Below are 11884 nucleotides of genomic sequence, written 5' to 3' on the forward strand. Positions count from 1 at the left end.
CATTGTCTACGCAACCTCATTGAGTCTGCGGATTGTCCCGGTTCAGCGGGCTTCGGTCCGGGTGGCGCCGCAGCGCACGCAGCGATAACGCGTGACCAGCCGCCCGCTGTCGACGTCGAAGGGCGTCCCCTTGACCGGCTCCCACTTGTGAAAGCCGCGTCGGCACAGGGTATTGCCCTTGTGTTTCTCGGCGGCCTTCGGGCGCTTGAACTGTACGATGTTGGACATGCAACCATCCCGCGTAATGGCGGTCAATCATACCTGAAGCGCAGTGCTCGGGGCAGCGGAGGCGACAGCGAGCGGCCGGCGTGGTAGATTCGCCAGCGAATTTCTGCTGGTACAATCCGCAATTGCGTCTGACTTGACGACATCAACAGGGCTGCCACAACCCGTGAGCGAAACACAAGAACAACAGCAGACAACCGCCGCCAGCCTGGTCGAGGTCCGCGGTCTGCGGTTTGCGCGCGGACGACGCTGGATCTTCGACGGTATCGATCTCGATATTCCGCGCGGCAGGGTCACCGCCATCATGGGACCCAGCGGGACCGGCAAGACCACCCTGCTGCGGCTGATCGGCGGCCAGCTCAAGCCCCATGCCGGCAGCATCCGGGTCGACGGCCGGGAAGTCCCGAAGCTGGGGCACACCGCACTGTATGAGCTGCGCAAGCGTATGGGCATGCTGTTCCAGAGCGGGGCCCTGCTCACCGACATGTCGGTGTACGACAATGTCGCCTTCCCGCTGCGTGAGCATACCGCGCTGGATGAGCGGCTGATCCGCGACCTGGTGCTGATGAAGCTGCAGGCCGTGGGCCTGCGCGGTGCCCGCGAGCTGATGCCCAACGAACTCTCCGGCGGCATGGCCCGGCGCGTGGCCCTGGCCCGCGCCATTGCGCTGGATCCGATGATGATCATGTACGACGAACCCTTCACCGGCCAGGATCCCATTTCCATGGGCGCACTGGTGCAGCTGATCCGGCTGCTCAACGATGCCCTCGGTCTGACCTCGATCATCGTCTCCCATGACGTGCAGGAGACCGCCTCGATCGCCGATTACATCTATGTCGTCTCCGACGGCAAGGTGGTCGAGCACGGCCCGCCGGAGGCGCTCAACCGCTCCGACTCGCCCTGGGTGAACCAGTTCATGCGCGGCCTGCCCGACGGGCCGGTGCCCTTTCATTATCCGGGGCGCGACTACCTCGACGATCTGCTGGACGAGGCCGGCTGAGGTGTTCACGCGACTGCTCGATGCCCTGCAGCGGCTGGGCCGCGTCTGGCTGGACTTCTTCGGCCGGCTCGGCCGCGGCAACCTGTTCCTGCTGCATGTACTGGCCGGATTGCCCAGCCTGCTGCCGCGGCTGCGGCTGCTGGTCCAGCAGATCTACTCCGTCGGCGTGCTGTCGCTGCTGATCATCCTGGTCTCGGGGCTGTTCGTGGGCATGGTGCTGGGACTGCAGGGCTACCGTACCCTGGTGGATTACGGCGCCGAGGAATCGCTCGGGGTGATGGTGGCCCTGTCGCTGGTGCGCGAACTGGGGCCGGTGGTCACGGCGCTGCTGTTCGCCGGCCGCGCCGGTTCGGCGCTCACCGCCGAGATCGGCCTGATGAAGGCCACCGAGCAGCTCTCCGGCATGGAGATGATGGCGGTGGATCCGGTCAAGCGCGTGATCGCGCCGCGCTTCCTGGCCGGCTTCATCTCCATGCCGCTGCTGGCCGCCATCTTCAGCGCGGTGGGCGTCTACGGCGGCTATCTGGTCGGGGTGAACCTGCTGGGGGTGGATGAAGGCGCCTTCTGGTCGCAGATGCAGTCGGCCGTGGAGTTGGAGAAGGATATCTACAACGGCGTCATCAAGAGCATCGTGTTCGGCTTCGTGGTGACCTGGATCGCGGTGTTCGAAGGCTATGATACGGTACCCACCTCGGAGGGGGTGAGCCGGGCCACCACCCGCACGGTGGTGCACTCGGCGCTGGCGGTGCTGGGGCTGGATTTTGTTCTCACGGCATTGATGTTCGGGGAAGTCTGATATGGATCGTACACGTGTGCTGGAAATCTGGGTCGGCCTGTTCGTGGCCCTGGGCCTGGCGGCCCTGTTCATGCTGGCCATGCAGGTCAGCAACCTCAGTACCCTGGGCCAGGGCAACGGCACCTATACCCTGGAGGCCCGGTTCGACAATGTCGGCGGACTGAAGGTGCGCGCGCCGGTCTCGGTGGCCGGGGTGCGGGTGGGCCGGGTCACCGGCATCGAGTACGACACCACCAGCTTCGAGGCGGTGGTCCAGCTGGCCATCGATGAGAACTACGCCGAGTTCCCCGACGATACCTCGGCCCAGATCTTCACCGCCGGCCTGCTGGGCGAGCAGTACGTGGCGCTCGAGCCCGGCGGGGCGATGGAGGTGCTGGAGGACGGTGACGAGATCCGCCTGACCCAGTCGGCGCTGGTGCTGGAGCAGATCATCGGCCAGTTCCTCTACAGCCAGGCCAGCGGAGGCGCTGAGAAGTGAGTCAGGCGCGCATCCGTCCCGAGGGCGACGCCCGGCTGCGGGTGGAGGGCGATCTGAGCTTTTACTCCGTGCCGGCGCTGCAGCAACAGGCCGCGCCGCTGTTCGCCTCGGCCGGCACACTGGATGTGGATCTGAGCGGGGTGGAGCGGGCCGACAGCGCCGGCCTGGCCCTGCTCATCGAGTGGATGCGCGAGGCCAGGCGGCTGGACAAGGCACTGCGCCTGCTCAACATGCCGGCCCAGATGCTGGACATCGCCCGGGTCAGCAGCCTGGACGAGATCCTGCCGCTGGCGCGGGACTGAACCGGCCGGGGATCCCCGGTGCCATTACCTTCACCTTCAAAAGCCGTTATCATGGCCCGCCTTGTACCAGCAAAGCGGAGCCAACGTCATGCAAGCCGAGGAAGTCAAACAATTGATCGAAAAGGGCCTGCCGGATGCCGAGGTTATTGTCACCGGTGACGGTGACCACTTCGAGGCGACCGTGATCAGCCCCGGTTTCGCCGACCTGAACATGGTCAAGCAGCACCAGGCCGTCTACAAAACCCTGGGCGACGGCTTCCAGGGCGCGATCCATGCCCTGGCGCTGAAGACCTACACCCCCGAGCAGTGGGCCGAGAAGCAGTCAGCGCAGTAAAACTCCGTGGATAAACTGATCATCACCGGTGACGGCCGCCTGGACGGCGAGATCCGCATCTCCGGCGCCAAGAACGCGGTGCTGCCGATCCTGGCGGCCACCCTGCTGGCCGACGGTCCGATGCGGCTGAGCAACGTCCCGCATCTGCAGGATGTCACCACCACCATGGAACTGCTCGGCCGGCTGGGGATGCGTCTGGTGGTGGACGAGCGCATGGTCATCGAGACCGATCCCGGCACCATTCATTCGTTCGAGGCGCCCTACGACCTGGTCAAGACCATGCGCGCCTCCATCCTGGTACTGGGTCCGTTGCTGGCCCGCTACGGCCGCGCCGATGTCTCGCTGCCCGGCGGCTGTGCCATCGGCTCGCGGCCAGTGGACCTGCATATCAAGGGGCTGCGGGCGATGGGGGCGGAGATCGATGTCGAGGCCGGCTATATCCGCGCCCGGGCCGAGCGGCTGCACGGCAACCGGCTGGTAATGGATATGGTCACGGTGACCGGGACCGAGAACCTGATGATGGCCGCGGCGCTGGCCCGCGGCGAGACCCTGATCGAGAACGCCGCGCGGGAGCCGGAGGTCATCGACCTGGCCGAGTGCCTGATCAGCATGGGCGCGCAGATCGAGGGCGCCGGGACCGACACCCTCCACATTCAGGGCGTGGATAGCCTCCACGGCAGTGACTACCGGGTGCTGCCGGACCGCATCGAGACCGGCACCTACCTGGTTGCCGGCGCCATCACCCGGGGCCGCGTCAAGCTCAAGGACACCCGCCCGGAGGTGCTGGACGCGGTGCTGCAGGTGCTGCGCGAGGCCGGGGCCAGGCTCACCCTGGGCGAGGACTGGATCGAACTGGACATGGAAGGCCGGCGGCCGCAGGCGGTGAATGTGCGCACCGCGCCCTATCCGGCCTTCCCGACCGATATGCAGGCCCAGTTCACTGCGCTCAATGCCATCGCCGAGGGTACCGGGACCGTGACCGAGACGGTATTCGAGAACCGCTTTATGCACATCCAGGAACTGCAGCGCATGGGCGCGGACGTGCGCGTGGAGGGCAACACCGCCATCACCCGCGGCGTGGAGCGGCTGACCGGGGCGCCGGTGATGGCGACCGATCTGCGCGCCTCGGCCAGTCTGGTGCTGGCCGGTCTGGTGGCCGAGGGCGATACCCTGGTGGATCGGATCTATCATATCGACCGCGGCTACGAATGCATCGAGGAGAAGCTGACCCAGCTGGGTGGGCGCATCCGGCGGGTGCCGGGGTGAGGGAGTGAGGAGTGTGTAAGAATGGGTTTCCTCCTCACTCCTCACCCGGAATCAGCCCGATCCATATAGTGAAACAGAGTCTGACGCAATGACCGAACCACTGACCATCGCCGTCTCCAAGGGCCGCATCTTCAAGGATTCGCTGCCGCTGCTGGCGCATGCCGGCATCGAACTGATCGACGATCCGGAGACCAGCCGCAAGCTGATCCTCGATACCACCCGGCCCGAGGTCAAGATCGTCATCATCCGCACCATCGACGTGCCGACCTACGTCCAGTACGGCGCCGCGGACCTGGGTATTGCCGGCAAGGACATCCTGCTCGAACACGGCGGCCAGGGGCTGTACGAGCCGCTGGATCTGAGGATCGCCCGCTGCCGGCTCATGGTGGCGGGCCGGCCGGGCGGCGACCAGACCACCGGCCGCCTGCGCATCGCCACCAAGTACGTGCAGAGCGCGCGCAACCACTATGCCAGCAAGGGCCGGCAGGTGGAGGTGATCAAGCTCTACGGCTCCATGGAACTGGCGCCGCTGGTCGGGCTGTCGGACCTGATCGTGGACCTGGTCGATACCGGCAATACCCTCAAGGCCAACGGACTGGTCCCGCTGGAGCATATCGCCGACATCAGTTCCCGCCTGGTGGTGAACAAGGCGGCGATGAAGATGAAGCACGCCGCCGTCAACGACTTCATCGGACTGATGCGCGAGGCCGTGGAACAACGCAACAGCTGAGGGTCATTCCCGTCATTGCGATGCCCTGACCCGAAGGGTAGGGTAGCCATGATGAAGCCCGAAGGGGTTCTATGGCGCGCAGCGACGTGGCAATCTCCAACCGGTTGATTCTGCATTACGAGATTGCCACGCTTTGCTCGCAATGACGGGTATTTTGTAATTAATCAGAGGTTCCCTAACTTTCGAGTCAACCGCTATGGTCGAGATCAAGCAGCTTTCCACGCAGGACGCCGACTTCTGGCCGCAGCTCGATGCCCTGCTGGCCTGGGAAGGCGTGTCCGACGACGCGGTCAACACCACCGTGCGCGGGATCCTGCGGGATGTGCGTCAGCGCGGTGATGCCGCCCTGGTCGAGTACACCAACCGCTTCGACCGCATGCAGGCCGCGGGCATGGCCGAACTGGAACTGCCCTCCGACGCGCTGCAGGCCGCGCTCGAGCGCATCCCCGCCGAGCGCCGCGCCGCGCTGGAGACGGCGGCCGGGCGCATCCGCGCCTATGCCGAACATCAGAAGCTGGAATCCTGGTCCTATACCGAGGCCGACGGCACCGTGCTGGGCCAGAAGGTCACGCCCATGGACCGGGTCGGGTTGTATGTGCCCGGCGGCAAGGCGGCCTATCCCTCCTCGGTGCTGATGAATGCGATTCCGGCCAAGGTCGCCGGCGTGCGCGAACTGATCATGGTGGTGCCGACACCGGCCGGCGAGCGCAACGACCTGGTGCTGGCCGCCGCCGCCATCGCCGGGGTGGACCGGGTGTTCACCCTGGGCGGCGCCCAGGCCGTGGCTGCGCTGGCCTTCGGGACCGAGACGGTGCCGCAGGTGGACAAGATCGTCGGCCCGGGCAATATCTATGTCGCCACCGCCAAGGGCATGGTGTTCGGCGCGGTCGGCATCGACATGATCGCCGGCCCCTCCGAGATCCTGGTCATCTGCGACGGCCAGACCGATCCCGACTGGATCGCCATGGATCTGTTCTCCCAGGCCGAGCATGACGAGGACGCGCAGGCCATCCTCATCAGCCCGGACGCGGACTTTCTGGAACGGGTGCGCGAGAGTATCGCGAAACTGCTGCCGGAGATGGGCCGCGCCGACATCATCCGCACCTCGCTGGGCAGCCGCGGGGCATTGATCCAGGTCCGGGACCTGGACGAAGCCGCACGAGTGGCCGATTACATCGCCCCCGAGCATCTGGAGTTGTCGGTGGCGGATCCGCAGGCGCTGGCGGAGAACATCCACCATGCCGGGGCCATCTTCATGGGCCGTTACACAGCCGAGGCCCTGGGCGACTACTGCGCCGGGCCCAACCATGTGCTGCCGACCTCGCGCACGGCGCGCTTTTCCTCGCCGCTGGGGGTGTACGACTTCCAGAAGCGCTCCAGCATCATCTACTGTTCGGCCGAGGGGGCCTCGGCGCTGGGGCAGACCGCGGCCGAACTGGCCGCCGGCGAGGGACTGAGCGCCCATGCCCGCTCGGCCGCGTACCGGGTGAAGAAGTAGCGGACCGGCGTATGAGCGAGGAGCTTTCACAACAGGTTGAGCGGCTCATCCGCCCCGGGATCCGGGCGCTGTCCGCCTATCACGTGCCGGATCCGGGCAACTGCATCAAACTGGACGCGATGGAAAACCCCTATCCCTGGCCGCCGGAGATGATCGGTGCCTGGCTGGAACGGCTGCGCCACGTCAGTCTCAACCGCTACCCCGATCCGGCCGCCGCCAGCCTCAGACAGCGCCTGCTGGCCGAGATGGAGGTGCCTGCGGGCATGGACCTGCTGCTGGGCAACGGCTCCGATGAACTGATCCAGATGCTGGCGCTGGCCGTTGCCGGCCCCGACCGGGTCGTCATGGCGCCGGAGCCGACCTTCGTGATGTACCGCATGATCGCCGAGGTGGCGGGCCTGCGTTTCGCCGGCGTGCCGCTGCAGGCGGATTTCTCACTCGATACCCCGGCCATGTTGAGCGCAATCGAGGCGCAGCAGCCGGCGCTGGTGTTCCTGGCCTATCCCAACAATCCCACCGGCAACCTGTTCGCCGCCGGGGATATCCACCGTATCATCCAGGCCGCCCCGGGGCTGGTGGTGCTGGACGAGGCCTACGCCGCCTTCGCCAGCGACAGCTTCATGGCCGCGCTGGCCGATTATGACAACCTGCTGGTGATGCGTACCGTCTCCAAGATGGGGCTGGCCGGTCTGCGTCTGGGGCTGCTGGCCGGACGCGCCGAATGGCTGGGCGAGATCGACAAGACCCGACTGCCCTACAACATCAATGTCCTGACCCAGGCCAGTGCCGAATTCGCCCTCGATCACCGCCAGGTACTGGACGAGCAGACCGGGCAGATCCGCGCCGACCGCGCACAGCTGCATGACGCCCTGGCCGCCATGCCCAGCCTGACGATCTATCCCTCGGAGGCCAACTTCATCCTGTTCCGCACCGCCGCCGGCGAGGCCGACGCCATCTTCGCCGGTCTGCGCGAGCGCAACATCCTGATCAAGAACCTCAGTCACGCCGGCGGCATGCTCAGCGACTGCCTGCGGGTGACGGTGGGCACGCCGGAGGAGAACGCCGCCTTCATCGCGGCGATGCAGGAGATTCTGGATCTGTAGGGTCAGGGATCAGGAATCCGGAATGTATGGTACTTGCTTCGGCTCCGTCATCCCCGCGAAGGCGGGGATCCAGTGTACACAGACCTGACTAGGGCTCTTTAGCCTTATCCTGCCCCCTGACCCCTGATTCCTGTTCATCCGGCAACAGATCCCGCGTCAGCAGCCGACTCAGATATTCCGTCCCATCCTCCTGGTCGATCTGTTTGATCTGCACCGGCAGGTAATCCAGTTCGGGCGCGACCCACAGGTAGGTGGTACGGTCCTGGTCTGCGCGCAATCGTTCCAGTTTCAGCGTATGGAATCTGCCCGCCGGCGTGTGCAGCCCTTCCTGCCTGCGCAGCTGGTAGCGGAAGGTCTTCAGATGGCCGCCGTCGGCGATGGCATACTCCAGTTCCCGCTTGCCCCGCTGCAGATCCAGCAGCAGCGCAAGCTGTACCACCAACTTGTCCAGGGCGCCGTCGGGCACCTCCATCCGCCAGCCTTCCCCCTGCACCTCATTGACCACCTGATTCGCTTCCCAGTCGAAGCTGATGCGGACATGCCGTTCGTGGTCGCGGCGATGATGATGGTATTCGTATTCCCGCGGCCGGATGCCTCCCCGATCATAGCTGAAGCGACTCAGTTCGCGCAGCGAATCGTCGCGCAGAAAGGCCGCGATCCCGATGGAATCGGTCTTGGCGCTGTAGCGATAGCCGCTGTCGGGGTCTGCCACCAGCGTGATTTCCTGGTGGCCGATGGCGATGCCGTTGACATAGAGCCGATACAGGGCGGTGAAGGCGGGGTAGGGCAGTTCATCCGCGGTCGCGGTCGGCGGGAGCAGCAGCGCAAGCCACAACCACAGCGGCAGGCAGGCACGGGAAAGGCTGTGACGTGGACGCGGCTTCATTCGCCTGAGTGTATGCGGCCCGTCGGGTTTTGTCAGGTTGCGCTCGGGGCGGGCTCAAGAGCGCCACGGAAAGCACGGAAAAATGATGATTCGATGTGGATAAACCGCAGGTCGGATCAGCCCGCAGGGTGTAATCCGACATTGATGCCGGACCACCTGTTGGGACGTCATCCCCGCGAAGGCGGGGATCCAGCGCCTTTCTGCCCGCCCCGTTCCGGATTCCCGCCTCCGTGGGAATGACGGGATGGCTGAAACCCGATTCAGATTTGCAGGTCGGGTTGACGCAGCGTAACCCGACCTGCGTTCCCGGCATTTTTTTAGTCCGTGCTTTCCGTGTATTCCGTGGCGCTCTTTGGTTCTGGCCGATATGCCTATGGCTGCAGCTGCACCGGTTCGGTCAGCGGCCGGCCGTCCAGGTGCACCTGTTCGTCGTCGAAGTCGATCCTGCCTGCGGCGAACCAGCGGATGGCCTCGGGGTAGAGGCGATGCTCCTGTTCCAGTACCCGGGCAGCGAGGGTGTCGGGATCGTCGCCGGGATGCACCGGCACCCGCGCCTGGATCAGCACCGGTCCGCCGTCGAGTTCCTCGGTGACCAGGTGCACGCTGGCGCCGTGTTCCGCATCGCCTTCCTCCAGCGCCCGGGCATGGGTGTTCAGCCCGCGGTGGCGCGGCAGCAGGGAGGGGTGGATGTTGAGCAGCCGCCGGGCGTAATGGCGGACGAAGGCCGGGGTCAGGATGCGCATGAAGCCGGCCAGCACCACCAGTCCGGGGGCATAGCCGTCGATCAACTCGATCAGGGCGCGGTCATAGGCTTCGCGGTCGGCGAAGCCCTTGTGGGACAGCACCTGCGTTTCGATCCCGGCCTGGCGGGCGCGCTCCAGACCATAGGCGCCGGGGACATTGCTGATCACAGCGCGGATTTCGATCGGCAGGGTGCCGCCGGCGGCCTGGTCGAGGATGGCCTGCAGGTTGCTGCCACGGCCGGAAATCAGAATGACCACAGGCAGCTTGTCGGTCCGGACAGGCATGGGGATACGACCGGCTCAGCGGCTGAATTCGACCGCGGCCGCGCCCTCGCCGGCGACGATCCCGCCCAGGCGCCAGGCCTGTTCGCCCGTCCCGGCCAGCAGCGTCAATGCGGTGTCGACCTGGTCAGCGGGGACGACGAGCACCATGCCTACACCGCAATTGAAGGTGCGGTACATCTCGGCCTCGGCCACGTTGCCGCCGTCCTGCAGCCAGTGGAATACCTCTGGCCAGTCCCAGCTGCCGGCATCCAGCACGGCCCGGCAGCCGGCCGGCAGCACCCGCGGCAGATTCTCCGGCAGGCCGCCGCCGGTGATGTGCGCCAGGGCCTTCACCTGCACCTGTTCCAGCAGGGCCAGAAGGGATTTGACATAGATGCGGGTCGGAGCAAGCAGGGCCTCGCCCAGGGTGCCGGCACCCAGCGGCTGCGTCAGGTCGGCGCCGGTGCGTTCGAGGATGCGGCGGATGAGCGAATAGCCGTTGGAGTGCGGGCCGCTGGCCCCCAGTGCCAGCAGCGCGTCGCCCGGCTGGACGGTCTCGCCGGTGATGATGCGATCCTTCTCCACGATACCGACCGCAAAGCCGGCCAGATCATAGTCGCCCTCAGTGTACATGCCGGGCATCTCGGCGGTTTCGCCGCCGATCAGGGCCGCCCCGGCCTGGCGGCAGCCCTCGGCGATGCCCGCCACCACGGTTGCGCCGGTATCGACATCCAGATGGCCGGTGGCGTAATAGTCGAGAAAGAACAGCGGCTCGGCCCCGGTGACCACGATGTCATTGACGCACATGGCCACCAGGTCGATGCCGATGCCGTCATGCCGGTTGGTCTGGATGGCCAGCTTGAGCTTGGTGCCTACGCCGTCGGTGCCGGAGACCAGCACCGGGTTGCGGTACCTGTCCCAGGGCAGTTCGAACAGGCCGCCGAAACCGCCGAGCCCGCCGAGCACGCCCTCGCGGTGGGTGGCCCTGACGGCGGGCTTGATGCGTTCGACCAGGGCGTTGCCGGCGTCGATGTCCACGCCCGCGTCCTTGTAGCTGAGCGGGCCTTCGGGGGAACGGGAACTCACTGCGGCGATCTCCAAGTACGGGTATGCGCGGCCTGCCGGGGGGGGGCGGGCGGCGAATGCATTTGTGCTATTGTACCGCGCAATCGCACCGCAATACGAGACGATAGATACAACACCATGAGCGGATACCGTCTGATGTGTGGCTGCCGCCGGCTGCTGGCGCTGGGCCTGATCGCCTTCCTGCTGGCCGGCGCGGCCGGCGCCGCCGAGCGCATGTACGCGGTCCAGGTCCCGGTGGCGGATCGTTCCTCGCCGGCCCGGGCCGAGGCGCTGCGCCAGGCCATGCAGCAGCTGCTGGTCCGGGTGACCGGTGAGCGCGATGCCGCCCGCCTGGTCGGGATCGAGCCGCTGCTGGCGCAGCCGGAACAGTATGTTCAGCAGTTCCGTTATCTGGACGCGGCACCGGCAGCGGACGCCGCACTGGAACTGAATGTGCATTTCGACGGTACCGCCGTGGAACGGGTACTGCGGGCCAACGGCCTGCCGGTCTGGGGGCGGGAGCGGCCGCCGCTGTTGCTGTGGCTGGCCGTGGGCGGTGATCAGCGCCGTCTGATCGGCGCCGACAGCGACCATCCGCTGTATGCGGCGGCCATGGGCGTGGCGCGCGAGCGCGGCCTGACGCTGCTGTTCCCGCTGCTGGATCTGGAGGATCAGGCCCGGGTCGGTTACGCCGACGTCTGGGGCGGTTTCGAGGAGACCGTGCTCGCCGCCTCGCAGCGCTACCGCTCCCAACTGGTATTGCAGGGCCGGCTGCAGGCCGGCGCCGGCGGCTGGCGCGGGCGCTGGACCCTGCACATGGGCCGGGACCGGCTGGACTGGGACAGTGTCGGTGACACGGCCGCAGCGGCCCTGGCCCAGGGACTGCATCTGGCCGCCGACCGCCTGGCCCTGCGCCTGGCCGTGCGGGCACTGGGCACGGCCGAGCAGGTCGAACGCATCCGCATCCGCGGCGTGGCCACGCTCGAGGATTATGCCCGCACCCTGGACTACCTGGCCCAACTCACGCCGGTGCGCGATGTGGAGGTGCTGGCGGTGGATGGCGATGCGATCGATCTGCTGCTGGCCCTGGACGGTGACCGCCAGACGCTGGAACGGCTGCTGGATATCGGCCGGGTACTGACGCGCGACCCCGCTGCCCCGGAACCCGCCTACCGGCTGACTGCGCCCTGAGGC

The 11884-nt window shown here is 66.6% G+C and carries 14 protein-coding genes; 10 read left to right on the forward strand and 4 right to left on the reverse strand.

Annotated elements, in window-relative coordinates:
* Positions 1 to 42 precede the first annotated feature (42 nt).
* Positions 43 to 228, reverse strand: a complete 186-nt coding sequence (locus CFK21_RS05045; RefSeq protein WP_096365378.1) for a hypothetical protein — start codon at positions 226 to 228, stop codon at positions 43 to 45.
* A 163-nt stretch (positions 229 to 391) separates the two neighbouring features.
* Between CFK21_RS05045 and CFK21_RS05050 the strand changes: the two genes are divergently transcribed.
* The 9 genes from CFK21_RS05050 to hisC all read left to right on the forward strand — a co-directional run bounded on the left by CFK21_RS05050 (position 392) and on the right by hisC (position 7732).
* Positions 392 to 1225, forward strand: a complete 834-nt coding sequence (locus CFK21_RS05050) for an ABC transporter ATP-binding protein (protein ID WP_197702998.1) — start codon at positions 392 to 394, stop codon at positions 1223 to 1225.
* Between the two features lie 13 nt (positions 1226 to 1238).
* A complete protein-coding gene (gene mlaE, locus CFK21_RS05055) occupies positions 1239 to 2021 on the forward strand; it encodes a lipid asymmetry maintenance ABC transporter permease subunit MlaE (protein WP_096367497.1) in 783 nt (260 codons plus the stop codon).
* Position 2022: 1 nt separating this feature from the next.
* A complete protein-coding gene (gene mlaD / locus CFK21_RS05060; RefSeq protein ID WP_096365380.1) occupies positions 2023 to 2499 on the forward strand; it encodes an outer membrane lipid asymmetry maintenance protein MlaD in 477 nt (158 codons plus the stop codon).
* A complete protein-coding gene (locus CFK21_RS05065; protein WP_197702999.1) occupies positions 2496 to 2801 on the forward strand; it encodes an STAS domain-containing protein in 306 nt (101 codons plus the stop codon). Before mlaD ends, CFK21_RS05065 begins: the two co-directional genes overlap by 4 nt.
* A gap of 88 nt (positions 2802 to 2889) precedes the next feature.
* Entirely contained in the window at positions 2890 to 3135 is a 246-nt protein-coding gene (locus tag CFK21_RS05070) for a BolA family protein (RefSeq protein WP_096365382.1), read from the forward strand.
* A 6-nt stretch (positions 3136 to 3141) separates the two neighbouring features.
* Positions 3142 to 4401, forward strand: coding sequence for a UDP-N-acetylglucosamine 1-carboxyvinyltransferase (gene murA, locus CFK21_RS05075; RefSeq protein WP_096365384.1), 1260 nt, complete (start codon positions 3142 to 3144; stop codon positions 4399 to 4401).
* Between the two features lie 88 nt (positions 4402 to 4489).
* On the forward strand, positions 4490 to 5131 hold the full coding sequence (hisG, locus tag CFK21_RS05080; protein WP_096365386.1) for an ATP phosphoribosyltransferase: 642 nt from the start codon (positions 4490 to 4492) through the stop codon (positions 5129 to 5131).
* A gap of 196 nt (positions 5132 to 5327) precedes the next feature.
* Complete coding sequence (hisD, locus tag CFK21_RS05085) at positions 5328 to 6629, forward strand: histidinol dehydrogenase (protein WP_096365388.1); 1302 nt, start codon at positions 5328 to 5330, stop codon at positions 6627 to 6629.
* A gap of 11 nt (positions 6630 to 6640) precedes the next feature.
* Positions 6641 to 7732, forward strand: a complete 1092-nt coding sequence (gene hisC, locus CFK21_RS05090) for a histidinol-phosphate transaminase (RefSeq protein ID WP_096365390.1) — start codon at positions 6641 to 6643, stop codon at positions 7730 to 7732.
* 88 nt (positions 7733 to 7820) lie between these two features.
* Here the strand turns inward: hisC and CFK21_RS05095 are convergent, their stop codons facing one another.
* The 3 genes from CFK21_RS05095 to purM all read right to left on the reverse strand — a co-directional run bounded on the left by CFK21_RS05095 (position 7821) and on the right by purM (position 10711).
* The gene (locus CFK21_RS05095) at positions 7821 to 8618 is read right to left on the reverse strand and encodes a DUF3108 domain-containing protein (RefSeq protein ID WP_096365392.1); all 798 of its coding nucleotides are present in this window, start codon (positions 8616 to 8618) and stop codon (positions 7821 to 7823) included.
* A 371-nt stretch (positions 8619 to 8989) separates the two neighbouring features.
* Positions 8990 to 9646, reverse strand: coding sequence for a phosphoribosylglycinamide formyltransferase (gene purN / locus CFK21_RS05100; RefSeq protein ID WP_096365394.1), 657 nt, complete (start codon positions 9644 to 9646; stop codon positions 8990 to 8992).
* Positions 9647 to 9661: 15 nt separating this feature from the next.
* Positions 9662 to 10711: a phosphoribosylformylglycinamidine cyclo-ligase gene (gene purM, locus CFK21_RS05105; protein ID WP_197703000.1), complete on the reverse strand. Its 1050-nt coding sequence runs from the start codon at positions 10709 to 10711 to the stop codon at positions 9662 to 9664.
* 117 nt (positions 10712 to 10828) lie between these two features.
* On the opposite strand from purM, the gene CFK21_RS05110 reads away from it, so the two are divergent.
* Positions 10829 to 11881, forward strand: coding sequence for a DUF2066 domain-containing protein (locus CFK21_RS05110; protein WP_096365396.1), 1053 nt, complete (start codon positions 10829 to 10831; stop codon positions 11879 to 11881).
* Positions 11882 to 11884: the final 3 nt, after the last annotated feature.

This window comes from Thiohalobacter thiocyanaticus (genome assembly GCF_002356355.1).
Classification (GTDB): Bacteria; Pseudomonadota; Gammaproteobacteria; order Thiohalobacterales; family Thiohalobacteraceae; genus Thiohalobacter; species Thiohalobacter thiocyanaticus_A.